The following is a 24,140-nucleotide window of genomic DNA, read 5'->3' as shown; positions in this document are numbered from 1 at the left end:
AACTCGAAGTTCACCTACCTGGTCAGCAGCATCTGGGCCGAGCCCGCCGCCGACGGCGCGAACCCGTCCTCGGTCTACTACCTCACCCGGCCGGTACACGGCGCCATCCCGGCGGACCCGTCCTACCAGCCCCGTACGTCGGAGCTGGCCAAGGTGACCACCACGTTCGCCGCCACCGCACCGGGAACCACCGCATACCGCTTCATCTACATGCACGTCGACAACGTTCGTTTCGCCTCACACAGAATGGACGGGCTTCCGGTTCCGAACCGGCGGGTCGACTACTTCTCGGCGGCCGACGGCCTGCGCTGGCAGACCGCCTTCGACCAGTGGAACATCTTCGACCCGGACAGCCCCCGCGGACAGAGCTACCTCGGCACCCTGCACGGCTACAAGGCCGGCGCCAAGATCGAGGAGCGCTGGAACCAGGGCGTGCAGGCCATGGGCTTCTCGCCCGAGGGCATGGACACCTACCGTGAGGGCGACGACATGTGGTTCGCCATCCAGGACGCCGCCAACGGCAACCTCGACCTGGTGGCGGGAACGTCGACCGGCAGCAACCCCGAGTTCGAGCTCCGCCGCAACGGCGAATTGGTCCCGTATCACTGGGGCTATGCGGCAGTACCGACCGACGCCGCCCCGGCCGACTACCGCCTGACGTTCCAGCAGAAGCGCGACCTCTCTCCCGTCAGCTCCGTCTCCACGGACCTGCGGGCGGAATGGCGGTTCCGGTCGCAGACCACGTCAGAACGCAAGGCGCTGCCGCTGTACGCGGTGCGCATGGCACCGCAACTGGACGAGTGGAACCGGGCCGACGACGGACGCAAGTTCGACATCCCGGTCCTGATCCAGCGTCCGGTCGGCGCCGCCGAGTCGTCGATCCGTACCTTCACCACCGAGGTCTCCTACGACGAGGGCAAGACCTGGCGCACCGCCAAGGTCAAGGGCTCCGGTATGAAGCGGACCGTGACCGTCGACCACCCGCACCGCACCTCGGGCGGCTCGGTCTCGCTGCGCACGTACGTGAAGGACGCCGCGGGCAACTCCTTCAAGCAGACCGTGATCAAGGCCTACCTCCTCAAGTAGGCACCCACCAGCAGTGAGGGCCCGCCGGAACCCGCCCGGCGGGCCCTCACTGCTGTTCCCGCCTGACGCTGGTGTCGATCGCCGAGCCCCACGATCCACTCGTGGAAATCTATGAGCCGATGGTCTGCTTCATCGCGGACGGTGCGAAGCGGACGGCCGCCGGGGACCAGGAGTATCCGACAGAGCGAGGGGATCTGCTCGTGAGTTCGCTGGAGGCGCCCGTGACGTCGACGGTGGCGGCCTTGCCCTATCGTGCTGCGTTGTTGCGCCTGGACGACGGCCTGCTGGCCGAGCTGGTCCTGGAGTTCGACGGCTCCCAGACTCACAAGCTGCCGCATCCTGTGGGCCGGCCTCACGAGTGCGGGGATGACTCACGAACTCGTCGACGCCGTCACCCGGCAGGTACGCCTGCTGGACACGCCCGAAGACATTCATGCCCTCGCCGGCCGCATCGAGGCCGAGATCCTCTACCGGTTGCTGCGCACCCCGGCCGGCGGAGTCGTGCGCCTGCTGGCTCTCAGGGACTAGAATCTGACCCACGTCCGCAGGGCCGCCGGCTGGATCCGCTCACGCCTCACGGAACCGCTGAGGATCAAGGAGATCGCTGACGCCGCGCACATGAGCGCCGCCTCCCTGCACCGCCACTTCAAGTCCGCGACCGGGATGAGTCCCATGCAGTTCCAGAAACGGCTCCGGCTGTACGAGGCACGTCGCCTCCTCGTCGCGGGGCATTCCACTGCGTCGGCTGCGGCGGACGCGGTCGGACATACCAGTGCCACCCAGTTCAACCGCGAATACCGGCGAGCCTTCGGCACATCCCCGGGCAGGGACGCAGCACGCCTGCGCCGCGTATCCGAGCCGGCCGACTCACCCTGAGCTGAGCCATCACCGGCGTCACGCGGTGCAGGCGCCAGGGCCTGACCCGCTTGCACGGTGACACTCCGAGCCTTGCCCACACCTCGTCGACCTGCTCGGCACAACACAGAGAAGAGGGACGTCGACCAGGTCGACGTCCCTCGCGGTCTCTCCTGCTAACGAATGTGTCTGCAGGCGCGCGTCCAGTCGACGAGCTTCTGCATCACCTCGATCACGACCCGCTGCTTCTGCTCAGGCAAGAAGGGCCAGCACAGCCATGCTGGCGCCGACAGCACCACGAACAGGCACATCGGCATGACGAGGAGCAGTGCCGGCAGGAACCGCAGGCTCTGTGCGATCACATCGTTTCCTTTGTGTGCATGAGGAAGCGATGTGTTCGATGTTGCCGACAACATCCCCTCGCCGGAGACCTCATGGCGCACAGCCTGAGGACCAGGTTACGGGGCAGTGCGGGGGGCGCAGCCGGGTCAACCATGCCTGCAGTTACGGATCTTCGGTCGGTGCTGCGGCGTCACAGGTATGGGCATAACTATGACGCCGGAGCGACCCTATCGGGCCCTCGACGGGCGGTGCTGAGGGCACGTCAGGCAGGGAGGCCGGGCGGATCATCGTTCGCGCGGCCGCCGGCGGAGGGTCCCGTGAGTGCCCTCCGCCGGGTTTCGCTACGCCATGAGCTGGTGAAGGGCGAGCACGGTCGCACCGGCGGCGCTGAGCCCCGGCAGCACACCTGCCAGACTCAGGACAAGAGTCCGAAGTGAAGAATAGGCGGGTGGGTGCCACAATGACGCCCCACCCGCAGCGCTCATCGGCGGAAATGAGGCTAATCCATGACAGAAGAAGAGTTCTGGTCCCTCATCGACCTTCTCGGAGGCGTGGCAAACCAGCGCACCACCCCCGCACTGGCAGAGGCCCTGACCAGAGAGGGAAAGGTTCACGTTGAAGAGTTCGCCGATACGCTGACGGAAAAGCTGCAGCTGCTTGAAAGTGAGCCCCACTCAGGAATTCCAACACGTGATGTGAATGATCCATCAGACGCGTCGCCCGTGCCACTGGTTGGTGACGCGCTTATCAATCTCCACTTCGCGGTTGTTGCAGCCGGTAAGTCACGATTTCATCGAATCCAGGAACATCCGGACCGGGTGGCTGACTGTGCCTGGGACTTCAGCGAGTCAGACAGCCTGGCTGAGGCTGTCGCCATGGCCTATGAGAACACCACCGGACAACCGTGGCTGGGCCCAATGCCTGGATCTCCCATGGACGAACCGGAAGCGTCGACCACCGTTGTGACCGGCGACGTCCCCTGGCTCAGCCTCGCTTTGCACGGTGACAGCGACATTCCTGTGGCGTACTTCGATGCAGCCGGCACTGTAGTCGAGATGATCCACGACGACCCTCAGTGGCGTACCTGGTGGTCGTCGCGTGCGGAGCAACGCGATCTGGCCATCGAGATCGAATACACTGCGCAGGCGGAGCGCAGTAGCGTCACTGCCCGAAGCGGAGTGGCCTGGGCCTCGTTCCGCAGGAACGACTCACGCTTTCGAGGGTTGAACAAGGGCCGTCTTGCCAACCTTGCTGCCGCTGATCTGGAAGCAGTCCTCGCACTCGTCTCTTCGTCTCTGAGCCTGCCCACGCCACCCCAAGTACCTCGTCCGGCACAAGCAACACCGCCGACGAGGCGGGAGGACGCGGCCCGCGCAAGGCTGGAAGAACTGCGACAACGGCATCGCAAGCGCCGTTGACACCGCACCATTGGACGGCGCTGAGTCGAGGTGCGGGCCCATCGCAGCTGACCACGCGTGCCGATCAGGCTCCGGTGGCCGCGGCTCCCTGGCCACGGTGCTTGACGGACTCGTCATCCTCGGCGACCGGCGCCTGGATGAGCGCGCGGACTTCTGGACCGTGTGACCATCCCTGTGCGGGCGACGTCCATTCTTCGTGTGTCCCGAGCCGCCGGGCTGGTTCCCAACCCCCGTGGTAACCAGCCCGGTTCGCTATGGCCGATCGGGCTATCGGTTGTCCTCCGATGCCGCCAGACTGTAGATGCGCGGCCTGTCGCTCACCTGCTCGGCGATGCCTGCCGGGCGAGGGTGACCAGGGCGTTCGCGATCGCCCCCGAGGACTTCTCGGCTCGTGCGCGGACCACACCCGCGGCCGCATCCAGGCCCGAAGCCGTCATGGCCCCGCACCCCTCCACGGGTGCGGGGCCATGACCATCCCCGCCCCGCACGGCCCTGCCGTCGTCGGCCGCCGTCCCCCTCTTTCCTCCTGGGCCGCAGCGCACCCTGGATCCCCCTCCCCGCGCGGCCGTGCCGGGCGGGGTGTTGCGCAGCTTGCGCCCTGCTTCTCTGTACGACCTGGTGTGCAACCTGGACGACTGGGCCAGCGCGTGCGCGGCCCGCGACCGCGAGACCGACCCGGTCACGGTGGACGCTCTGGAGGACGAGATGGCCGAGCTTGCAACCGAGCACACCGCGATCCGCTACGCGCTGGTGCGCCGCTTCGACAGTGTCGCCCACGAGCACATCTGACGCCGCACCAAAACGGCCCCGCCTGCTGGCGGGGCCGCTTTGCGTTCCGTGGCGGCACCGACGTACGGCGGCCGGGCATGCAAGTGCCCCGCCGACGGGGGAGGCGGCGGGGCACATCCAGTGTGGCAGTCGGCTGCCGCGCGCATGTCCGTTTTGCCTCTCGACTCGCCGCGCGCTGGCGAGCGGAGCGGGGCCGAGCCGGACGATGGGCGGACCGGGAGCACCGGCGTGATGCGGGAGCCACGAAGCGGCCTGAGAGCAACGGGCGGGAACGACGGAGCGAGCAGGCCGCGACCGGGCCGTCGGAACATGGATCCTCTTGCTCCGACTATCGCGGAGAAAGACACCTCATGCCGTTAACGCGTCAAGCCGTGGGTGTTCGCTGCCCCCATCGCGCCCGCAGAACCTCGGCCCAGTCGCCCGGCTCCGGACCTTCGCTGACACAGCAGGACCGACAGCGAAGCCAGTCACACCTCGCCCAGGAACCCAGGATCGGACGGCCCCATCTGCCGGGCGAAGTCCGCTGCGACTCCTAGCACCTCGCGCATCGGCACAGGCCGCCGACTCGTGGCCGCGAGATCGGCGTGAGCTTCTTCGGACCACAGGAACGGATACACGGAAAGACCCTGCCCGACAGCCAGGGCTGCGGTCTCCTCACGCCAGCCGGGCCAGCGCATTCCGTCATAGAACGTCTCCGGCCTGCCCGAGAGCAGCCAGGAGACCCACCCGGAGTGGCCCATCTCCATCGCCTCCCACTCCAGAGTGTCGGGAGCGAAATACGTCATGTGGCCAGGTGCCCCAGGGCGGCCCGCGGCCGCGGGATCGCCACCGTTCAACGCGAAGACTCCTCCGACAATGTCGTGGCCGACGACAAGACCTGTCGCGGGATGCCAGCCAGGGTCGAAGTCCGTGGGGAAGCGGTTGACCTGCGCCAGACTCGGGAGTCGCCCATCCGCGACCGAGCCCCCGCCGAACACTCGCACCCACCCGTTGTCCACGAGCAATCCGCCGGTGTGCAACGCCAGTGCACCCAGCGCCGATCGCCCGGTGACCTGCATCTGCAGAAGGCATCGGCGGCCCTCGTTGATGTCTCCGGGCAGCACTTGAACCGGCACGGAGCTCGCCCTGAGAATCCCCTGAAGCTCCGGCCACGCCGGATCGTCCACATTGACCAGCTCATCGATCCCTCGCATCCGACGATGGTCGCACCTTCCGGTATCGCCTCATCGTGTGGGCTGGACAACGCCGCCCGGGCCCATCAGAGATCCAGAACCTCTAATTACTAACGAATTAGAGGTGTCGTCGTGCGAGTAGGGCTTGCCCGCAAGGGCTGAACCAGGCAAGACGCTCAAGATCGCGAAATGGGGGTCCACACCTCCGGTAGCGCCCCCCTCTGCAGCAACTCTGCAGGCAACTGTGGGTGCAACCCTCATCCGAAGCCCGCGGCGGAGGCGACCCGACACGGACGGTCCGCTCCGTCACCCTCCGCCAGGCGCTGCGCCGTACGGACGCCTCCCGAGCCGGCGGCCGGGACCACGCCGGCAAGATGTATCAGCACCAGATGTCGCAATCCACACCTGGCCAGAAGGCCCTCACCCATTTCAAGATCCCTCAGCCGAGACCTGCCTCACCCGTCCACAACCTCCCAGGACAGAACAGCCGTCCCAGCCCACGACGTTGTGTCGATTCGTAGAGTTGGCCACTTTGCAGACTGATAGTTGGCTATCCAGGATCCGGACCGCGTCTTGGTCCAATCGCCCCCCTCTCAAGGGGGTAGCAGGCGGATGGAGACCTTGGTCGGGCAGCCCCCAGAAAGAGCCGTGCAGGCCGACCTCCGCGAAGTAGGCGGTGGCGGAGGCGGGGTCGCGGCGGGTGTAGCCCGGGTCCAGGCGTCCGGTGTACCAGTTGCTGGCGAAGCGCCACAGGGTGGCCAGATTCATGACGTAGCCGCGCTCCTGGCCCGTCTGCTGCAGCCAGGTGTCGACGCAGCCGGTGGAGCAGAACAGTCGCTGGTTGGCACAGGTGTGGACGACGTCGTCCCAGGCCCGGTGCATGGGGGTGAGGAAATGGGCCACCTGGTCGCCCTTCGGGGGTGCCTCTCGGCCAACCACCCAGGCGTGCGGGGTGTCGCAGGCCGGGCAGCGGGTGGCGACGAGAACGTCGGGCTCGTCCTTGAGCAGGTGGGGCAGGGCGAACGAGTCCCAGGCACAGCCACCCCACCACAGGGTGCGTGCCCCCATGACGGAGAAGCCGAGCGGCACGGACGCGAAGGGGTGGGCCATCACGACCCTGTCGCTGTTCTGCGGGTCCAGGACGACATCGTGACGTGCGTGTAGGGTGCGCAATTCCTGACGCACCTGGTCAGGGGCCTGTCCGGTGACCGCGGCGAGCTCCAGGGCACTCGGAGCACGTCCCGTGCGCGCGAAGCCCTGGTACAGGGCCAGGCGGACCCTCTCCGTCCCGTCAAGGCTCGTCGGTACTGGTGAAACGTTCCCGGTCATTCCTGTGGTTCCTTCGCTGGTTGAGGCGATAAGTCCAGCTTGCGCCTGGCGAGGCCCCGGGTCTTGAACGCTCGTGCGACACACTGGGGACATGACCTCGCCGGGAGAACACGCTGCCTACTGGCGGGTCCCTGGGCTCGCGCTGGAGGCCATGGACGCCGGCTTCGAGCAGTACGCGTACCCGATGCACGCCCACGACACGTACTCCTTCGGCATCACCGACGCCGGCGCGCAGTCGTTCGCATGCAGGGGCGGGAGGCACGTCAGTGCGGCCGGACTGGTCATGGCGTTCAATCCTGACGAGCCGCACGACGGACAGTCGGCCGTCGACCATGGCTACCGCTACCGGATGCTGCACCTCGGCGAGGATCTCGTCCGGGAGGTTCTCACCGATGCGCCTCCCGGCAGCACCGGGCTGCCCCTCTTCGACACCCCGGTGGTACCGTCCAGGTGGTGGTGGTCTTCCAGGAGACCTTGCCGGCCTGCAGGATCCGGCGCAGGGTCTCCCGGCCGATGGCCGCGGTCACCTTCTGCTGGATCAGGTGCTCGGCGAGCTTGCTCAGGCTCCAGGTGGAGAACGCGGTGATCTTCCAGTCGGCGGGGGACGTCCGGGCGATCAGGCAGATGTGCTCGCGCACCTCGTCATTGATCGTCTTGGGGCGTCCCGCTCCATTTTGGGTCCAACGCGTCGAACCCCCGCTCGTTGAAGGCGTGGATGACCTCACGGACGTAGTCCTCGCCGACCTGCATCAGCGTGGTGATGTCCTTGACCGTCCGGCCCTGGGCGGACATCAGCACCACAATCGCCCGGCGGAGCCTGACCGGCTCCTTCGCGGTCCGGCTGCGCCGCTGCAGCCTCCGGCCCTCGTCCATCGTGACCCGCCGGACGAACACACTCGGTCGACGTCCCACCACCACCTCCAAGATCAGATCCTGGAGACAGTCTGCTGGCTCACGGACAGCGGGTCGATTACCCGGCCAAGGCTGCGTGACGAGCCACTAGCTGGGACCAACAGACAAGCTGGGGGTGAGCAAGTGGCAGGAGGTGCACGGTGGGCGCCCTTAATCATCTCCACGCGGCCTCCGGCTACTCCGCCCGCTACGGCGCTTCACACCCGGAAGCCCTGGTCGAGCGGGCAGCCGAGCGTGTCAAGACGGCGCTGGCGCTGACCGACCGGGAGACCGTCGGCGGCGCGGTCCGCTTCGCCAGGGCCTGCGCCGAGCATGGCGTCCGACCCTGCCAGGCAGCACTCCGGGCAGCCAGGTACCGCTCGGCATCCAGCGCAGCCGTTGCTGGCGACGCGGATGCCTGGCGGCAGCTGTGGTCGACGACGTCGCCCACGGCAAGGACGCCGGGGATCTTCGTACGGGTCGAGGGGGCGATCTTGAGGTAGCCGTTGTCGTCCAGCTCCAGTTGGCCCTTGAACTGCTCAGTGCGCGGGTCGCGGCCGATGCGATGAACAGGCCGGGGCCGCGAGTTCCCGGGGGTCGCCGGTGTGGGAGTTGCGCAGGGTGGCCCCGCAGAGCATGCCGTTTTCCTCGTGGATCGCGGCGATCCCCAGACGGATGCAGGATCAGTGGTGTTCGGTGCTGCTGTGGCTGTTACGCCCGGTCCCGGCTCCAGGCGTAGCAGTGTGCATAGTGAAGGCGGCGGTGCGGACGGCGCCTTCGTGCTTGAAGTCGAGGAAGAGCCGGTAGGTGCCGGTGCTGGGGGCGGTGGTCATGAAGGAGATGTCAGGTCCGGGCTTTGTGGTGCCGTCGCCGGGCTCGCCTTCGGGGTGGACGTGGAGGTAAGCGAGGTCTCCGGAGCGCAGGGCGACGAGGTGGCCGTAGGCGCCGAGGTAGGGCTCGAGGTCGGTGACGGGTTTGCCGTTCCGGGCCACGCTCAGCTTCAGGTCGGTCATCATTCCGGCGGTGAGTTCGCCGTCGAGGGTGACGGTGTAGCCGTCGACCTCTGCCGTGGCCTTCTGCGCGGGCAATTCCTTGGGCTGGTAGGAGCCGGCTGCCGCGAGGTCGGAGCCGAGGGTCAGAGCTTCGGCGCCTTTCCTGGCCGGGGTGAAGTCGGCGAATACCCGGTAGTCGCCGGCAGCGGGCAGGTTGACGGGGGTGCGCCAGATGCCGTCGGATCCGAGGGTGGGGTGCAGGTGGCGGAAGGTGTTGAGGTCGCGTGAGGCGAGGATGAGGTGCAGGTTCTTGCCGTGGGCCTTGGTGTAGGCGGTGACGGCCTTTCCGGTGTCGTCCTTGATGGCGAAGCGCAGTGAGGTCTGCGCGCCGGCAGTGATGCGGGGCGTCTTCAGGTCGAGGGTGTAGCCGTCCTGGGAGACCTGCAGTCCTTTTGGTAGGGCGGCGGCGCGCTCGGTGTGCACGCCGCCTCCGCTGTGACTCGTCCCTTCGTCCCGCTGGTACGTGTCGTGCTGTGAGGTGCCGGGGCTCCCGGTGAGAGGGTCGGCTGCTGTGCCGATGCCGTAGGCGGTTCCGAACGTGACCGCGAGGGCGGCGCCGTAGAGGCCGATCTTGACTGCCGTGTTCATGATCTCTCCTTCAGGCCAATGTGGCGTCTCGGGGCGTCACCGCAGCCCACCATACCCCTAGGGGGTATGAATGCAAGGGCTTCAGTGGTTGCTTTCCATACGGGTGGGGGGTATATCTGGAACTGCTCCCTACCTAACCCCCCGGGGGTATGCTCGACCGTCACGCACTCTTGGAGGAATCCCATGACTTCGTCCTGCTGCACCCCGGACCACAGCTGCTCCACCAGCACGGAGCAGCCCGCCGCCGTTGAGGGCGTCCGCACCGTCTACGCCATGGCGGGCATGACCTGCGGGCACTGCAAGGACACGCTCACCAAGACGATCGGCGCCATCGACGGTGTCAGCGGCGTCGAGGTCGACCTCGCCTCGGGCCAGGTGGCCGTGATCAGCACCGCCGACCCGGACGACAAGGTGATCGCCGAGGTCGTGGACGACGCCGGCTACGAGGTCACCGGCCGCGCCGCCTGACCGCCCCTTCATCCCTTACCCCTTGCGGAGCCCCGGCCGTCCGCCAGCACGAGGAGCACGCATGACCACCACCACACCCGGCGCCGCCGAGGTCGAACTCGCCATCAGCGGCATGACCTGCGCCTCGTGCGCCGCCCGGATCGAGAAGAAGCTCAACCGCATGAACGGCGTGTCCGCGACGGTCAACTACGCCACAGAGAAGGCCAAGGTCACCTTCGAGGACGGCATATCGGTCGCGGACCTGATCAGCACGGTCGAGGCCACCGGATACACCGCCCGCGAACCCGAGCCGCCGCGCCAGACTCCCGAGGGTGAGGAGCGCGCCGCGGAGGCGGGCGAGCCCGATGAACTGCGGCCGCTGCGTCAGCGGCTGACCACGGCAGTGGTCCTGGCCGTGCCGGTCATCGCGATGGCGATGATCCCGGCCCTGCAGTTCGACTACTGGCAGTGGCTCTCCCTGGCCCTGGCCGGCCCGGTCGTCACCTACGCCGCCTGGCCCTTCCACAAGGCCGCCTTCACCAACGCCCGGCACGGTGCCGCCTCGATGGACACCCTCATCTCGATCGGCACGTCGGCGGCGTTCCTTTGGTCCGTGTGGGCGCTGTTCTTCGGCACCGCCGGCATGCCCGGCATGATCCATCCCTTCGAACTGACCATCGCCCGCAGCGACGGAGCAGGAAACATCTACCTGGAGGCCGCGGCCGGTGTGACCGCGTTCATCCTGGCCGGCCGCTACTTCGAGGCGCGCTCCAAGCGCAAGGCCGGAGCGGCGCTGAGGGCACTGATGGAGCTCGGCGCAAAGGAGGTCACCGTCCTACGCGCCGGCCGCGAGGAGCGCATCCCGACGAGCGCCCTGCAGGTCGGCGACCGGTTCGTGGTGCGCCCGGGCGAGAAGATCGCCACCGATGGCACAGTCGTCGATGGCGCCTCCGCCGTGGACGCCTCGATGCTGACCGGCGAGTCGGTACCCGTCGAGGTCGTCGTCGGCGACGCCGTCACCGGCGCGACGCTCAACGCCGGCGGCCGGCTGGTCGTCCAGGCCACCCGGATCGGCGCAGATACGCAGCTGGCCCGGATGGCGAAGCTTGTCGAGGACGCCCAGAACGGCAAGGCCGCCGCCCAGCGACTCGCGGACAGGATCTCGGCCGTGTTCGTGCCCGTCGTCATCGCCCTGGCACTCGGCACGCTCGGGTTCTGGCTCGGCAACGGCGCGGGATGGACGGCCGCGTTCACCGCTGCCGTTGCCGTACTGATCATCGCCTGCCCCTGCGCCCTGGGCCTGGCCACCCCGACCGCGCTCATGGTCGGCACCGGCCGCGGCGCCCAGCTCGGCATCCTCATCAAGGGCCCCGAAGTGCTGGAGAGCACCCGCAAGGTCGACACGATCGTGCTGGACAAGACCGGCACCGTCACCACCGGCAAGATGACCCTCCTGAAGGTCCACACCGCCGTCGGTACGGACGAGACCGAGGTGCTGCGGCTGGCGGGCGCGCTGGAGCACGCCTCCGAGCACCCCATCGCCCAGGCCGTCGCCGCCGGCGCCACCGAGCGCCTCGGTTCCCTGCCAGTGCCGGAGGACTTCGCGAACGTGCCCGGTCTCGGCGTCCAGGGCATCGTCGACGGCCACGCGGTCCTCGTCGGCCGCGAGAAGCTGCTCAAGGAATGGGCCATCACCCTTCCCGCAGAGCTTCAGCGCTCGAAGACCGCGGCCGAGGACGCGGGCCGTACCGCCATCGCAGTCGCATGGGACGGTCAGGCCCGGGCGGTCCTGGAGGTCGCCGACGCGGTCAAGGACACCAGCGCCGAGGCCATCACCCGCCTGCGGGCCCTGGGGCTGACCCCGATTCTGATGACCGGCGACAACAAGGCCGTCGCCGAAGCGGTCGCCGCCGAGGTCGGCATCGGTGAGGTCATCGCCGAGGTGCTGCCCGAGGACAAGGTGAACGTCGTCAAGCGGCTCCAGCGAGAGGGCCGTTCGGTCGCCATGGTCGGGGACGGCGTCAACGACGCCGCCGCCCTTGCCCAAGCCGACCTCGGGCTGGCGATGGGCACCGGAACCGACGCCGCCATCGAAGCCGGGGACCTCACCCTGGTCCGCGGTGACCTGCGGGCAGCCGCGGACGCCATCCGTCTGTCCCGCAAGACGCTGGGCACCATCAGGTCCAACCTGTTCTGGGCCTTCGCCTACAACGTGGCCGCAATCCCGCTCGCAGCGGCCGGACTGCTCAACCCGATGATCGCCGGAGCGGCCATGGCGTTCTCCTCGGTCTTCGTCGTCGGCAATTCCCTGCGCCTGCGCTCCTTCCGGGCCGCCGGCTGACCCGGCGCACACAGGCAGGCGCCCCCGCCCGGTCAGCCGGGTGGGGGCGCCTGTGTCACGCTCGAGTGCCCAGCGGAACGCATCAGCACATCCCCGCATTATACCCCGTGGGGGTAAATAGGCTGGAGGAGCATCATGCACGGCTGCACCGCTCACAAGGACGATGCTCTCAAGCAGCTGCGCCGCATCGAAGGCCAGGTACGCGGCCTGCAGCGCCTGGTGGAGGAAGACACCTACTGCATCGACATCCTCCCCCAGGTCAGCGCCACCACCTAGGCACTGCAGTCCTTCGCATTCACCATGCTCGAGGACCACCTCCAGTCCTGTGTCGCCGACGCCATCGCCCAGGGCGGCGACCAGGCCCGCGACAGGGACGAGGAAGCCTCTCAGACCATCGCCCGCATGGTGCGCACCTGACTCGGGCCTGCTGTTGCTGCGGGCGTGGGGCGGCGACGTTGCCTCATAGAGGGCCGGCCGTCGGCCAGTGCCTCGCCCGGCAGGCAGGTTGACAGCCTTGCAAGCCCAGGGTCGCCGGGCTGGATGCAGCCATGGCTTAGCATGGCGCGCATGTCGCGACGCGTGCCCGTGCCGCTCCGGACGTGGCCCGGGGCGCTGTTGGTGTGCGCGCTGTTCGTATGCCTGTCGGGGCTGGCGCGTCCTGCGATGGCTATGACCATGCCTATGGTCATGCAGACCATGTCGACGGAGGTGGTTCCGCACGCTGTGGCCGGCGGCCATGCGAAGCATGCCGGACACGCCGCCGCATCGCTGGTGGCCGAGTCCTCACTGGACCACAACCCGCACTGCCCGATGGCGGAGAAGCAGTGCGTGGCGCCGCAGGTCACACTCGCCCAGGACGGCCCGTCGGGCCAGGCGCCCACGGCCACCCCGCGTGCGATCGCATGCTCCTCGGCCGCGCTGGTGGCGCAGCCCAATGCCCCGCCACCGACGGTGGCTCCTCCTGATCTGCACCGGTTGTGCGTGTCCCGGACGTGACGGGTCGCCTCCCGTGAGGCCGCTGTTGTTGCGGCTTTGCGGGACGTCGTGTTCCTCACGTCCGCCTCGGCACGCCCGTAACCACATCTTTGTGTGCGTGCCGTCAACGCAATCGCAGAACAGGAGTACCGACGCGTGCCGTCGTCCATGGCATTGCTGATCACCGGTGTCGGCACCGGTCTGCTCGCCGGTGGTGCCTCGTGCGCCGCCGTTCAAGGGGGTCTGCTGGCAGGTGCGGTCACCCGCCGCCGCACCCCCACCCCCTCCCCGCCGAAATCGGCCTCGAAGAAGCCGACCCGTCAGTCCGGGCCTGCCGCAGCACGGGCGGCGGAGGCGGCCACGCCACTGGCGCCGGTCGGGGCGTTCCTGGCCGGGAAGCTGGTCTCCCACACCCTGCTCGGCGCCCTGTTGGGCGTCTTCGGTAATGCGCTGCAGCCCAGCCCTCATACGCAGGCGGTGCTGCTATTGGCCGCCGGCGTGATGATGGTGCTGTTCGCGCTGGACCTGTTCGGCGTGACGTGGGTGGGGCGGCTGGTGCCGCGGCCTCCGGCGTCGTTCGGCCGGTGGATGCGGCGCAGCGCCAGGACCGAATCGGTTGCCACCCCGGCCCTGGTCGGCTTCGCCACCGTGCTGGTGCCGTGCGGGGTGACCCTGTCGATGGAGCTGCTGGCCGTCACGTCCGGGTCCCCGCTCGCGGGAGCCGCGGTGATGGCCGGATTCGTCCTTGGCACCGCACCGCTGTTCGCCGTGCTCGGCTATCTCTTCCGCCGCAGCAGCCAGGTGCTGTCCGGCCGGCTGGCCGCACTCACCGGAGTGGTCGTGCTGACCGTCGCGGCCTGGACGATGGGCTCCGCGCTGCAGGCCGGCGGCTGGGTCTCGTTCAACGCCCCCGCCAAACAGGCGGCGGCGAGCGGGCCGTTCACCGTCGAAGGCGGCGAAGGGAGCGGTTCTGGTGGCACCGGCTCCGACGGCGGTGGCGGGACGACGGAGCCGGATACTCCAGCCTCGGTTCGTATCGACGCCTCCGGGAGGCAGATCGTCACGCTGACCGTGACGGACTTCTACGTCCCAACCCAGTTCACGGCCAAGGCCGGGGTGCCGACCACGCTGGTGCTGCACGGCAAAGACTCCGGCGGCTGCGCCCGTGCCTTCACCATCCCCGAGCTCGGAGTCCAGGAGATCGTGAAACGGGACGGCGACACCACCATCGACCTGGGCACCCGTAAGCCAGGCACGCTCCGCTTCTCCTGCGCCATGGGCATGCAGACCGGCACCATCGACTTCAAGAAGGAGCTGCAGTGAAGCTGTTCAACCGCAAGAACAAGACCGAAAACGACACCAGCCCGCAGCTGGCTCTGCTCGTCGAGGGCATGCACTGCACCAACTGCGGCCTGCTCATCGACGACGAGCTCGAGGACATCCCCGGAGTCCGCTCCTCGAGCACGGATATGAAGGCCGGACGCACCACCGTCCGACTCGAGGAAGGCGCCGACGTGGACACCGCGGTACTCGTCGCGGCGGTAGTGCAGGCCGGCAACTACACGGCCCGCCCCGCCGACTGACGACGCTGCCCGGCCGGAGAACACCCTCCGGCCGGGCCCGCGGCATGCAAAAGCCACGGGCGGCAGAATGGATGAGCCCATGCCCTGAGCCGGGCAGTAATGAGCGGCTGCGCCACTACTGGACCTACGACCGGCAGATGCGGTTCTTCGACCCCACCTGTTCGGTGGGAGCCGCGTCTGGGTGTGCCCAGGCCACCAGCGACGTCCTGGAGAGCGCCACACGCCCCCCATGTCGTACACCTCGGCGCCGTGGCGTGAGCGTCGCGCAGCATGCGCCATTGGAGGGCGTTGCAGGGCGTACCTCGCGCTGGTGGTCGGCGGAGGCATCGCTCTGCGCACTGTGGCGATGCGGCTGACCGTCAGTTCCTGGCGCAGATCCCGCAACCGCATCCTGGTCTCGTTGGCCCTGTTCTCGTACAGCTACTTGCCCCTGAAGAAGTCGGGGTTGGCGCTGGGTTGACCCGCAGGATCGCGCAACTTCGGATACACGGTGTTCTACCGCGACCGCGAGCGTCCAGCCGGGGCATGAACCGGCGCCTGGCCGCCGTCGGCTACATGTGGGCCTTCGCCGCCCGCTCCACGCAACCATCTCCCGCCCGATGCCGGGCCCTGTGCCGAACGCCCCAGCGACGCCTGGGGGACGCCCAGAACGGCTTTCAGCGGGTGAGATCAGCCAGGCTTGCGGATCGTCTCACGGGCAGGATCCGCATGGGCACTGTCCCGCTCAGTGCGCGGGGCGCAGCCCGGTCAGAGTGACCGCGACGAGTCGCCGGACCGCGGCTTCGGACGGCAGGCTGCCGGCCGCGGTGAGGGCGTGGAGGCAGTAGCTCGCCAGCTCGGCGGGCGCGACGTCGTCCCGCAGTTGGCCCGCGGCGGCAGCGTCGGTCAGCAGGTCCCGGAAAAGGTCGACGAGTTGCTGCTGCGCGTGGGCGACTTGCTCCCCTCGGTGCAGGAGCGCAGAGAGTTCTTCGGTTCCGTGTCGCTGCCGGTCATAGCAGATGAGGGCGTAGTGCTCAAGCACCGCTTTGAGCCGCGCAACGCCATCGCCGGGCTGGTCCCGGAGAGCCGCGAGATGCTCAAGGTGACTGGCAACGTGTCGCTCGTGGTGGGCAGTCAGGATCGCTTCGACGTCCGGGAAGTACTTGTACAGCGTCGCGCGTCCGATGCCGGCCTTCTCGGCGATCTGCGTCATCGTCACCGACATCAGTCCGCGCTCGGTCACCAGCGACCAGGTGGATTCCAGGATCGCCTCGCGCACCGAGTGGCGGTGCGCCTCGATCGTCTCGTTCCACAGCTTCGGCACCAGGACACTATACGCGACGATGTTGTCGTGACGCTCTGACCGGGTGTAGACAACATGTCTCGCAAAATGCCGTGTCAGGCCGTCCGCCCGACTGCACTGGAGGAATCTCATGGCTGAATCGCCCCGTCACCCCGACGCCCCGGGACCTGACCGCAGGCCCCCTCTTGGCCCACCGCCCGGGACGCCGCGCTGGGTCAAGGTGTCCGGGATCATCGTCGGAGCCCTGATCCTGCTGGTCGTGATCCTGAAGGTCACGGGCCTGGGCGGCGAGCACGGCCCCGGCCGGCACATGGGTGCCGGCGTCCAGTCGGCCGGTGTCACAGCGATCCAGGCGCCCGCTATCGGCAACTGGGCCGCCGATGCAGCACCGCAGGACAGCCACTGATGATCATGTCTCCCCGGCTCCGCAAGATCGTGCTCACTACGCACGTCGTCACCTCGGTCGGCTGGCTCGGCGCGGTCCTCGCCTACCTCGCGCTCGACATCACTGCCGTCACCAGCCAGGACATACCGGCGGTGCGTGGCGTGTACGCCGCGATGGAGCTGAAGGTCCTGTACGCCATCGTCCCGCTGGCCCTTGCGTCGGTGCTGATCGGGGTCGTCAACGCGCTGGGCACTCCGTGGGGCCTGTTCCGGCACTACTGGGTGCTGGTGAAACTCCTGCTCACCGTTTTCGCCGCCGCGATCCTGCTGATCGAGACGCAGACCGTGAGCCATCTGGCAGAGACGGCTCAGTCCAGTGCCGACCCCCGCGAGCTGCCCGGCACCCTGTTCCACTCCGTCGGCGGTCTGGTCGTGTTGCTCATCATCACGATCTTGTCGATGTTCAAGCCGCGCGGTGTGACGCGGTACGGATGGCGCAAGCAGAACGAGCTGCGTGCACGGCAACGTCCGGCAACCGGCGAGGACCCAGCAGCCGACCTCGCGGCCCGCTGAGAGCACGGCGAACGCCGCGGCTGTCGTGATCCGTTGGCCATGCGCGTCAGCGGTTCAGGGCACGCAAGCGGGTGGTGAAGGCGGTGCCGCGGCCGGGGATGCTGTCGGCTGTGATGGTGCCGCCGTGCGCGGCGGCAAGTTCGGCGGCCACGGCCAGCCCGATGCCGGATCCGTCGGCGTCGACGACGAGGACGGTCGCGGATGTCATGTGGCGGCCACCTTGATCGGGGGCTCGGCTCCCGCGGGCTGCGGGGTAGGGGTGGGGAGCGGCTTGGGGGTGAAGGCGCGCAGCCGGTTCGCGTTTCCCACCACCGACAGCGACGACAGCGCCATCGCCGCGGCGGCGATGATCGGGCTGAGCAGCCAGCCGGTGAACGGATAGAGGACACCGGCCGCGAGCGGGATGCCAGCCGTGTTGTAGACGAAGGCGAGGACCAGGTTCTGGCGGATGTTGCGCATCGTGGCCCGGCTCAACGTCACGGCGGTGACCACTGCGCTCAGCGCCCCCGAGATCAGGGTGATGTCGGACGCCTCGATGGCGACGTCTGTGCCGGTGCCGATGGCGAAGCCCACGTCGGCCTGGGCGAGCGCCGGGGCGTCGTTGATGCCGTCCCCGACCATGCCGACCTGCTTACCTTCGTCCTGCAGCCGCTGGATCTCCTGCGCCTTGTTCTCCGGCAGCACCTCGGCGAGGATCCGGTCGATGCCGACCTGGCGTGCGATGGCCCGGGCGGTACGACGGTTGTCGCCGGTGATCATCACGACTTCGAGGCCGAGCCGCTTCAGTTCTGCGATGGCTGCGGCCGAGTCGTCCTTGACGGTGTCGGCGACCGCCACCACGCCGGCCAGCCGCCCGTCGACCGCCGCGAAGACCGGGGTCTTGCCCGCGGCGGCGAGGTGGTCCGCCTCTGGTTGCAGGGAGGCGGTGTCGATGCCCGCAGCGGTGAGCAGGGCGGGCTTACCCACGAGAAGGCGGTGTCCGTCGACGGTTGCGGTGATGCCCTTGCCGGTCACCGAGTCGAACTCGCTTGCCGCCGCGAGGCGGATGCGACGTTCGGCAGCGCCGTGCACGATGGCCTGGCCGAGGGGGTGCTCGGAGGAGTTCTCGGCGGAGGCGACCAGGCGTACGAGATCGTCCTCGGCGAATCCGTTCACCGGGGCGACATCGGTCAGTGTCGGTCGGCCCTGGGTGATTGTGCCGGTCTTGTCCAGGACGATCGTCTGCAGCCGGTGCGCGGTCTCCAGAGCCTCGGCGGAACGGATGAGGATGCCGTTCTGTGCGCCCTTGCCGGTGCCCACCATGATCGACAGCGGGGTGGCCAGGCCCAGCGCGCAGGGGCAGGCGATGATCAGTACGGCCACGGCGGAGACGAGCCCCAGGGTCAGGGCCGGGGCGGGCCCGACGATGTACCAGACGGCGAAGGTGGCGATGGCGATGAAGACCACCGCCGGGACGAAGTAGCTCGCCACCAGGTCCGCGATGCGCTGGATGGGGGCCCTGGACGCCTGCGCCTGCTGCACGAACCGGATGATCTGCGCCAGCATCGTGTCGGCGCCGACCTTGGTCGCCCTCAGCCGGAAGGCGCCGGTCTGGTTGACGGTCGCGCCGACCACCTCGTCCCCGGCGCTCTTGGTCACCGGGATCGACTCTCCGGTCACCATGGACTCGTCCAGGGTGGAGCGGCCGTCGACGATGATCCCGTCCACCGGGACTTTCTCCCCGGGCCGGACCACGACCACATCGCCGGCCACGACGTCCTCGATCGGTATCTCGGCCTCGGTCCCGTCCCGAACGACATGGGCCGTCTTGGCCTGCAGGCCCAGCAGTTCACGGATCGCCTGCCCTGTCCCTGCTTTGGCTTTGGCCTCGAACAGCCGGCCCAGCAGAATCAGAGTGAGGATGACTCCGACGGCCTCGTAGTAGACCTCGCGCACCCCGGCGGGTAGGAGCCCCGGTGCGACGGTGACCAACAGGCTGTAGCCGTAGGCCGCACATGTCCCCAGCGTGATCAGCGTGTTCATCTCGGCGCTGCGGGTCCGCAGGGCGAGCCACCCGGTCCTGTGGATCGGCCAGCCCGTGTAGAACATCACCGGTGTGATCAGGGCGAGTTGGAACCACCGGTTGAGCAACAGGTCCGGCACGTCGGCACCGAGGAATTCGTGCAGCATGACGGCCAGCACGACCGGGGCGGACAGCACCGCGCCGACGATCACCCGACGGGACAGATCCTTGATCTCCGCCTGGCGTTCGGCCGCCTCGGCCTCCCCGGTGTCGACCTCGTCCGGTACGGCAACGGGCGCGGCCGCTTCCTCCTCGGCAACGGCGGGCGAAGCCGCGTCCCCGTTCCCGGAGCCCGGATCGACCAGCAGCGTGCCGTGCACCATGCTCATCCCACAGACGAAGCCGAACCGGCCGGCCTTGTCGGGTGTGAACTCCACTGTGGCCTTGCCGAATGCCGGGAGCGACTTCGACATGGCGAAGTCCGGGAAGACCACGCGGGAGGTGCAGTCTCCGCTCTCCTGCCGGTCGAAGACGAGACGGACGGGCACGCCCTGACGGACCCGGATCATGTCCGGGGAGTAGCCGCCCTTCACGGTGATCCCGATCTCCTGGGTGCCGCCCCGGAGTTCGGCCAACTGTGTCTTCCTGGGGCCGAAGAAGAACCAGGCGAGCAGAGCGATCAGCGCACCCGCCCCGATGAGAACCCCTATCTGGTCCGCGGTCATGACGCCCTCCGTATCGGCTGCGCCCTGATGGCGCCCCCTGTGATCTCACGGCGGACACCCGCCGTGATCACGTTTGGCATGACGTCCCCTTCTCCATGCCTTGCCGTCGGCGCAGGTCAGCGGTGCCGGAACAGCACCTTCATGAGCTCGTCGTAGATGAGCGGGTCATCACCCTTGATCGCGTCGGTGACGCACCGTTCCAGGTAGTTGCGCATCACCTGACGGGATACGCCGTCCAGTGCCTTGCGGACGGATTCGATCTGGTCCAGGACGTCGACGCAGTGCCTCCCCTCCTGGACCATCCGTGAGACGCCCTGCACCTGGCCGCTGATCTTGGCCAGTCGTACGACCGCCTCGTCCACGACTTCCGGGGCCAGGAACTGCTTCTCCTGCTGAAATCGGCGGTTCTTCATCCCACACTCGCCACCCATGGCCGTCGCCGGGTGGAGGCCACGGATGGCCCGAGCGCACATCGACGGCTGCCCCGTCGTCGCTCTCCATCGTAGGAACGACCGTCCCTTCGGTGCGAGTCGCTCCTCCTGGCAACGTGCTGCGGCCGGATGGTTCCTATCCGTGTCGTGGTGCGTAGTGGCTCAGGACATGTCGACGCCGCTGGTGATGAGGCGGTCTGCGAGGTGGCGTAGTCGCTGAAGACCATGTGTGGAAAGACCAACCGCGCGTACAGCTGGATGATCGCGGCCTCGGGGTCGGGGATGCCGAGCGTGCCCTGGTCGGCAAGTGTGTGCAGCACGCCGGCGAGGGCGGGGTGGTGGCCATCGGAGCCGCGGCCCTGCCAAGTCTGGCCGAGTTCGGGGAAGCGGTGCGCCTCGGCGGGCGATGAGATTGCACAGAGCAATGACCTCGATCTGGACAGCGGCCGCCCAGGCGCGTGCCGCGTCGATGCTGGCGCCGCGCAGGTCCTCGGCTTCGGCCGCCCGTCGAGCGCGGCCGATGAGGCGCTGCCGAGGGCCGCTCAAGTGCGCTCGTGCTCACCGGGGTGAACAGGGCCTCTTTGCTGCCGAAGTGGTCACAGACGGTCACGTGAACATGCCCGCCGTGGTGACGATCGCGTCCAGCCGGCACCGAAGCCCTCTCGGAGGAACAGCTCGCGCGCCGCTTCAGTGCGGGCATCCATCCGGGCCTCTGCGCCCCCGCTTCGCGGTCCGCCAAGCTGGTCGGCCGGTCCGACCTGTGCTCGGGAATGAGCAGCTCACAGGGCGGCGATCAATGCCGCGTGGGTCAGCGTGTGCAGGCAAGGTCGCACGCTTCCACCGCATGCTGACCGACGGATGGGCTCTTGGACGCTCTACTTCAGCGAATCGGCCCGCCACGAAGCCCTGTCGGCCTGGCTCCATCCCTACAATTGCCACCGCCTCCTCGCCGCAACCGGCGGCAAACGGCCCATCACCAGGTTGACCAACGTCCCTGGGCAGTACATCTAGTCCAGCAGCGGCACCTTCGGGCTCGGACTCGCCGCCGAGTTTGATGATGGTGAATGCATTTGCGTGCGCGGGAGGCGCCCCGGACCTGTCGCAGTCGCAGCAGTGACAGGCGCCGAAATTGCGACAAGGCACCCGCCGGTCCCGTGCAGGAGTGCCCGAACTGCCGACCCCCATGGCGGGCGTAAAGAATCACCTTCAGCGGTCGGCGGCGGCGAGGACGACGAGCGCGGTAAGGAGGGCCGCGAGCGTCATCGCCGTGGTTGCCGGCATTCCAAGGAATCTCCGCTCTTGAGGACGTCGCTGATGGGCGAGCCTGAGGGCCACCCACGCGCCTTGCGCGAGCACACCGGCAACGCATGCCAGCAGCAGCGGCATGAGGCCGTTCGGGATGGGCAGCGCACTCGTCACGAAGGCGCCCGCTATTGGGCTCAGGCAGGCCAGCGCGACCCACGGGGCCACCCGCCGGCGCGGTTGCGCCGCCAGCAGGGCGGCCAGCGCCAGGCCCTCGCTCGCGGCGTGCACCAGCAGCGCCGCCACCACGGCGAACGAGGCGGTCAGCGCCAGAGTGGCCCCCTCCAAGAAGCGGTGCAGGGCGAGCCCGGACGCCGCGCCGATGCCACTGGCGCGGCCCGGCTCGCACGGGCAGCCGATGCGGACCACGGCGCCCATGACCGCGTACGAGGCGAGCGTGATGACCGGCACCGCCCACCACGGCACACCAGCCTCGTGCGCCTCGTCCCAGGCGTCTGGCAGAAGATGGAGAACGGCGATGATCAGCAAGATCCCGGAAGCGGCGGCGAACAGCATGGCCGAGCGACCGGATCCGCGCCGCGCCAGCCAGGCGCCCGCCACCGTGGCGACAGCGACCAGGATCACGGCGACCAGTGTTTCGGTCGTGGGCAGCTCCCACCCGCCCCCGTTCTCGGTGTGCGCGCCTGCTGCATACAGCACGGAGAGCATGCCCCTCCCTGCAGGGGGTGGCCACGCATGCGTGCGCGGTGCCGGCGAACCAACTCCGTAACTCACTATTCCACTCCGCCACCGGTACGCGATTCGGCCTGCGGACACCCTTGCTGACCTGATGCGATGAAAGAAGCGGGCCTCCCGCTCCTGCCGGGTGCGCAGGGCGCAGGCCGCAGCAGACCACGCCATCACCCACCGGTGGGTCCGGGTTTGCACGGACAGGAACCGTGCTGCTGTTGTGGCAGCGTTCACGGCCGAGACCGCGACGGTGCGGTACGTCCTGCCTGGTCCTGGCCGCCGACGGCCCCCGGATGCGGAGGCGGCCAGCAGGCGACACCCTGGTCCGGGGAGCTATTTGTACGAGTTGTACGAGGCGCACGTCGCACGGCCTGTCACGGCTGCGGGCCCGAACGGTGCCTCCACTGCGAAGCAAGTTGTGTGAGCCCGGAATTGAAGAACCTGGTCAACGCCGAACGAGCCGTCGGCACACCGGCCCAGGAGGCGGTGGCCGACGCAAGTCATCCGTTCCGGGCAGGCTTACGGAGGTGTCTCCATGTCAGAGCAGAACCCAGTGCACGCGTCCCCTGCCGAGGGGCACGAGGTCTCGTTGCCGCCCGAAGTCAAGTTGCTGCAGGAGGTCACTCCGCCCTTCTTTCCCGAAGGTGGTTCGGGAATGACCATCCTCGTCGATTGGCCTCCCGGTCACCCCGGGCTCCCTCCGCACCGCCACTCGGGCCCGTCGTTCGGCTACGTGATGGAGGGCGCGCTCCGGTTCGAGGTCGAGGGTGACCCGGAGCGCGTGGTCGAGGCCGGTGGGACGTTCTGGGAGCCGGGCGGTGACGTGATCCACTACCAGGACGGCAACGCCCTGTCGGACGCACCGACCAAGTTCGTCGTGACCATGGTGTGCGCGCCGGGTCAGCCGATGCTCACGTTGGTCGAAGAGGAGGAGCTGAAGGAACGGGCACACCTGCGCGCCCCGCGTCCCTCCGCAGGCTGACCCACGAGTTCGATACGGCGAAGCCCCCTGCATCAGGGCCCGAGTTCCGCCGTGTGGCGGCGTTGATCAGATCGGCCCGGGTTGTCCTCGGTCCACCCAGAGCAAATATACGAGGTGTTCGGCGGCCTGGAGCAAGGTGAGCTCGGGGTCGGCTTCGACCAGGTCGGCGATGCGCCGGCCGCGCACCTGGGCCAGGCCGGCCTGGGCGGTGGGGAACACAGCCGCCGCCTGACGGCGGGGACCCCCGGAGCGGCCCAGGAATGGCGCTGCGACACACTGGCGCCGTGATCGACAACGCCTTCGTGATCGTTTCCGGTCTGCCCGCCAGCGGCAAAAGCACCCTGGCCCGCAGGCTCGCCGCGGAACTGAGGTGGCAGGTCATCGACAAGGACGTGATCCTGGAGTCGCTCTACGAGTCCCTCGGGGTCGGCGACCAGGCATGGCGCTACCGGCTGAGCCGGGCCAGTGACGACGTCCTGTTCACCCTCGCCGCCCACGCCGAGCCTGTGCTCGTCAACTGGTGGCACCACGACACCGCCCCCGGCCGACTCCGCCACCTCGGCGCCCACCTGGTCGAGGTGTTCTGCGACTGCGACACCACACTGGTCGCTGAACGGTTCCAGACTCGCAAGCGTCACCCAGGACATCTCGACCAGAACCTCACCCACGAGCAGATCCGCGAGCGCGTCGCCACCTGGGCGGCCCTCCCAGGCCCGCTACGACTTGGCGGACCACTCCTGACCATCGACACCAGCCGACCCGTCGACATCACCACCCTCACCAAGGAGGTCGGCACACTCCTCGCCGAAACACACTCGCCGAACTGAACCCAGCAACACAATCAGCCACAAGCCGGACGGACGCCGGACCGGGGGGGTCCACGGCCTCACTCCGGTGAACC

28 protein-coding genes and 5 pseudogenes are annotated in these 24,140 nt (G+C 68.4%); 19 read left to right on the top strand and 14 right to left on the bottom strand.

The window, feature by feature from the left end; all coding sequences use genetic code 11:
• The 4 genes and pseudogenes from ABT078_RS25225 to ABT078_RS25210 all read left to right on the top strand — a co-directional run.
• Positions 1 to 1,086, top strand: a 1,086-nt coding sequence (locus tag ABT078_RS25225; RefSeq protein ID WP_351231393.1) for a hypothetical protein, incomplete at its 5' end; no start/stop codon positions are given.
• Positions 1,087 to 1,205: 119 nt separating this feature from the next.
• Positions 1,206 to 1,346 (top strand): annotated as a pseudogene (locus ABT078_RS42765) (AraC family transcriptional regulator N-terminal domain-containing protein); the annotation flags it as partial.
• A gap of 106 nt (positions 1,347 to 1,452) precedes the next feature.
• Positions 1,453 to 1,614, top strand: a complete 162-nt coding sequence (locus ABT078_RS42760) for an AraC family transcriptional regulator N-terminal domain-containing protein (protein WP_502981304.1) — start codon at positions 1,453 to 1,455, stop codon at positions 1,612 to 1,614.
• A 90-nt stretch (positions 1,615 to 1,704) separates the two neighbouring features.
• A complete protein-coding gene (locus tag ABT078_RS25210; protein ID WP_502981303.1) occupies positions 1,705 to 1,962 on the top strand; it encodes a helix-turn-helix transcriptional regulator in 258 nt (85 codons plus the stop codon).
• Between the two features lie 155 nt (positions 1,963 to 2,117).
• On the opposite strand, the gene ABT078_RS25205 is transcribed toward ABT078_RS25210, so the two are convergent.
• Complete coding sequence (locus ABT078_RS25205; RefSeq protein WP_351231389.1) at positions 2,118 to 2,303, bottom strand: hypothetical protein; 186 nt, start codon at positions 2,301 to 2,303, stop codon at positions 2,118 to 2,120.
• Positions 2,304 to 2,789: 486 nt separating this feature from the next.
• Between ABT078_RS25205 and ABT078_RS25200 the strand changes: the two genes are divergently transcribed.
• On the top strand, positions 2,790 to 3,701 hold the full coding sequence (locus ABT078_RS25200) for a DUF4240 domain-containing protein (protein ID WP_351231387.1): 912 nt from the start codon (positions 2,790 to 2,792) through the stop codon (positions 3,699 to 3,701).
• A 591-nt stretch (positions 3,702 to 4,292) separates the two neighbouring features.
• Positions 4,293 to 4,490, top strand: coding sequence for a hypothetical protein (locus ABT078_RS25195; protein WP_351231385.1), 198 nt, complete (start codon positions 4,293 to 4,295; stop codon positions 4,488 to 4,490).
• A 467-nt stretch (positions 4,491 to 4,957) separates the two neighbouring features.
• Here the strand turns inward: ABT078_RS25195 and ABT078_RS25190 are convergent, their stop codons facing one another.
• Both ABT078_RS25190 and merB read right to left on the bottom strand, forming a co-directional pair.
• Positions 4,958 to 5,683: a DUF2625 domain-containing protein gene (locus tag ABT078_RS25190; protein WP_351231383.1), complete on the bottom strand. Its 726-nt coding sequence runs from the start codon at positions 5,681 to 5,683 to the stop codon at positions 4,958 to 4,960.
• Between the two features lie 408 nt (positions 5,684 to 6,091).
• Entirely contained in the window at positions 6,092 to 6,991 is a 900-nt protein-coding gene (merB, locus tag ABT078_RS25185) for an organomercurial lyase (protein WP_351231379.1), read from the bottom strand.
• Between the two features lie 91 nt (positions 6,992 to 7,082).
• On the opposite strand from merB, the pseudogene ABT078_RS25180 reads away from it, so the two are divergent.
• Positions 7,083 to 7,331 (top strand): annotated as a pseudogene (locus ABT078_RS25180) (AraC family ligand binding domain-containing protein); the annotation flags it as partial.
• A 46-nt stretch (positions 7,332 to 7,377) separates the two neighbouring features.
• Here ABT078_RS25180 and ABT078_RS25175 read toward each other — a convergent pair.
• The gene (locus tag ABT078_RS25175; protein WP_351231377.1) at positions 7,378 to 7,629 is read right to left on the bottom strand and encodes a hypothetical protein; all 252 of its coding nucleotides are present in this window, start codon (positions 7,627 to 7,629) and stop codon (positions 7,378 to 7,380) included.
• Positions 7,630 to 7,633: 4 nt separating this feature from the next.
• Positions 7,634 to 7,903: a helix-turn-helix domain-containing protein gene (locus ABT078_RS25170; protein ID WP_351231375.1), complete on the bottom strand. Its 270-nt coding sequence runs from the start codon at positions 7,901 to 7,903 to the stop codon at positions 7,634 to 7,636.
• Positions 7,904 to 8,043: 140 nt separating this feature from the next.
• Here ABT078_RS25170 and ABT078_RS25165 point away from each other — a divergent pair.
• Positions 8,044 to 8,241: pseudogene (locus ABT078_RS25165) on the top strand (PHP domain-containing protein); the annotation flags it as partial.
• Here the strand turns inward: ABT078_RS25165 and ABT078_RS25160 are convergent.
• Both ABT078_RS25160 and ABT078_RS25155 read right to left on the bottom strand, forming a co-directional pair.
• Positions 8,208 to 8,547, bottom strand: a pseudogene (locus ABT078_RS25160) (NAD(P)/FAD-dependent oxidoreductase); the annotation flags it as partial. The pseudogenes ABT078_RS25165 and ABT078_RS25160 sit on opposite strands and share 34 nt — an antisense overlap.
• Before the next feature lie 18 nt (positions 8,548 to 8,565).
• Positions 8,566 to 9,522 (bottom strand): DUF8832 domain-containing protein, encoded by a 957-nt coding sequence (locus tag ABT078_RS25155; RefSeq protein WP_351231373.1) that lies wholly within the window; start codon positions 9,520 to 9,522, stop codon positions 8,566 to 8,568.
• Positions 9,523 to 9,705: 183 nt separating this feature from the next.
• Here ABT078_RS25155 and ABT078_RS25150 point away from each other — a divergent pair, with 183 nt between their 5' ends.
• The 7 genes and pseudogenes from ABT078_RS25150 (at position 9,706) to ABT078_RS25120 (ending at position 15,328) form a co-directional block, all read left to right on the top strand.
• A complete protein-coding gene (locus ABT078_RS25150; protein WP_351231371.1) occupies positions 9,706 to 9,990 on the top strand; it encodes a heavy-metal-associated domain-containing protein in 285 nt (94 codons plus the stop codon).
• A 61-nt stretch (positions 9,991 to 10,051) separates the two neighbouring features.
• Positions 10,052 to 12,310 (top strand): heavy metal translocating P-type ATPase, encoded by a 2,259-nt coding sequence (locus ABT078_RS25145; RefSeq protein WP_351231369.1) that lies wholly within the window; start codon positions 10,052 to 10,054, stop codon positions 12,308 to 12,310.
• Positions 12,311 to 12,445: 135 nt separating this feature from the next.
• Positions 12,446 to 12,727 (top strand): annotated as a pseudogene (locus tag ABT078_RS25140) (metal-sensitive transcriptional regulator).
• A gap of 264 nt (positions 12,728 to 12,991) precedes the next feature.
• Entirely contained in the window at positions 12,992 to 13,306 is a 315-nt protein-coding gene (locus tag ABT078_RS25135; RefSeq protein WP_351231367.1) for a hypothetical protein, read from the top strand.
• A gap of 135 nt (positions 13,307 to 13,441) precedes the next feature.
• Entirely contained in the window at positions 13,442 to 14,608 is a 1,167-nt protein-coding gene (locus ABT078_RS25130) for an urease accessory protein UreH domain-containing protein (protein WP_351231365.1), read from the top strand.
• A complete protein-coding gene (locus ABT078_RS25125; protein WP_351231363.1) occupies positions 14,605 to 14,868 on the top strand; it encodes a heavy-metal-associated domain-containing protein in 264 nt (87 codons plus the stop codon). The genes ABT078_RS25130 and ABT078_RS25125 overlap by 4 nt, the downstream gene beginning before the upstream one ends.
• A 229-nt stretch (positions 14,869 to 15,097) precedes the next feature.
• A complete protein-coding gene (locus tag ABT078_RS25120) occupies positions 15,098 to 15,328 on the top strand; it encodes a hypothetical protein (protein ID WP_351231360.1) in 231 nt (76 codons plus the stop codon).
• A gap of 264 nt (positions 15,329 to 15,592) precedes the next feature.
• Here the strand turns inward: ABT078_RS25120 and ABT078_RS25115 are convergent, their stop codons facing one another.
• Entirely contained in the window at positions 15,593 to 16,171 is a 579-nt protein-coding gene (locus ABT078_RS25115) for a TetR/AcrR family transcriptional regulator (protein ID WP_351231358.1), read from the bottom strand.
• 109 nt (positions 16,172 to 16,280) lie between these two features.
• Here ABT078_RS25115 and ABT078_RS25110 point away from each other — a divergent pair, with 109 nt between their 5' ends.
• Both ABT078_RS25110 and ABT078_RS25105 read left to right on the top strand, forming a co-directional pair.
• The gene (locus ABT078_RS25110) at positions 16,281 to 16,556 is read left to right on the top strand and encodes a hypothetical protein (protein ID WP_351231356.1); all 276 of its coding nucleotides are present in this window, start codon (positions 16,281 to 16,283) and stop codon (positions 16,554 to 16,556) included.
• Positions 16,556 to 17,107 (top strand): hypothetical protein, encoded by a 552-nt coding sequence (locus ABT078_RS25105; RefSeq protein WP_351231354.1) that lies wholly within the window; start codon positions 16,556 to 16,558, stop codon positions 17,105 to 17,107. Before ABT078_RS25110 ends, ABT078_RS25105 begins: the two co-directional genes overlap by 1 nt.
• A gap of 46 nt (positions 17,108 to 17,153) precedes the next feature.
• On the opposite strand, the gene ABT078_RS25100 is transcribed toward ABT078_RS25105, so the two are convergent.
• The 5 genes from ABT078_RS25100 to ABT078_RS25075 form a co-directional block, all read right to left on the bottom strand.
• On the bottom strand, positions 17,154 to 17,315 hold the full coding sequence (locus ABT078_RS25100) for an ATP-binding protein (protein WP_351231352.1): 162 nt from the start codon (positions 17,313 to 17,315) through the stop codon (positions 17,154 to 17,156).
• The gene (locus ABT078_RS25095) at positions 17,312 to 19,834 is read right to left on the bottom strand and encodes a heavy metal translocating P-type ATPase (RefSeq protein WP_351231349.1); all 2,523 of its coding nucleotides are present in this window, start codon (positions 19,832 to 19,834) and stop codon (positions 17,312 to 17,314) included. The genes ABT078_RS25100 and ABT078_RS25095 overlap by 4 nt, the downstream gene beginning before the upstream one ends.
• 116 nt (positions 19,835 to 19,950) lie before the next feature.
• Positions 19,951 to 20,247 carry a metal-sensitive transcriptional regulator gene (locus ABT078_RS25090; RefSeq protein WP_351231347.1) on the bottom strand — a complete coding sequence of 99 codons (297 nt, stop codon included), beginning with the start codon at positions 20,245 to 20,247 and terminating at the stop codon, positions 19,951 to 19,953.
• Positions 20,244 to 20,690: a TetR/AcrR family transcriptional regulator C-terminal domain-containing protein gene (locus ABT078_RS25085; RefSeq protein ID WP_351231345.1), complete on the bottom strand. Its 447-nt coding sequence runs from the start codon at positions 20,688 to 20,690 to the stop codon at positions 20,244 to 20,246. Before ABT078_RS25085 ends, ABT078_RS25090 begins: the two co-directional genes overlap by 4 nt.
• A gap of 781 nt (positions 20,691 to 21,471) precedes the next feature.
• On the bottom strand, positions 21,472 to 22,236 hold the full coding sequence (locus ABT078_RS25075) for a ZIP family metal transporter (RefSeq protein ID WP_351231344.1): 765 nt from the start codon (positions 22,234 to 22,236) through the stop codon (positions 21,472 to 21,474).
• A 556-nt stretch (positions 22,237 to 22,792) separates the two neighbouring features.
• Here ABT078_RS25075 and ABT078_RS25070 point away from each other — a divergent pair.
• Positions 22,793 to 23,239, top strand: coding sequence for a cupin domain-containing protein (locus tag ABT078_RS25070; RefSeq protein WP_351231342.1), 447 nt, complete (start codon positions 22,793 to 22,795; stop codon positions 23,237 to 23,239).
• 66 nt (positions 23,240 to 23,305) lie between these two features.
• Here ABT078_RS25070 and ABT078_RS25065 read toward each other — a convergent pair whose 3' ends face one another.
• Entirely contained in the window at positions 23,306 to 23,458 is a 153-nt protein-coding gene (locus tag ABT078_RS25065; protein WP_351231340.1) for a hypothetical protein, read from the bottom strand.
• A 65-nt stretch (positions 23,459 to 23,523) separates the two neighbouring features.
• On the opposite strand from ABT078_RS25065, the gene ABT078_RS25060 reads away from it, so the two are divergent.
• Positions 23,524 to 24,066 (top strand): P-loop nucleotide/nucleoside kinase family protein, encoded by a 543-nt coding sequence (locus tag ABT078_RS25060; RefSeq protein WP_351231338.1) that lies wholly within the window; start codon positions 23,524 to 23,526, stop codon positions 24,064 to 24,066.
• Positions 24,067 to 24,140: the final 74 nt, after the last annotated feature.

Source organism: Streptomyces sp. NPDC002133 (assembly GCF_040296405.1).
Classification (GTDB): Bacteria; Actinomycetota; Actinomycetes; order Streptomycetales; family Streptomycetaceae; genus Streptomyces.
The sequence above is the reverse complement of the archived record's forward strand: the minus strand, read 5'-3'. Positions and strand labels throughout refer to the sequence as shown.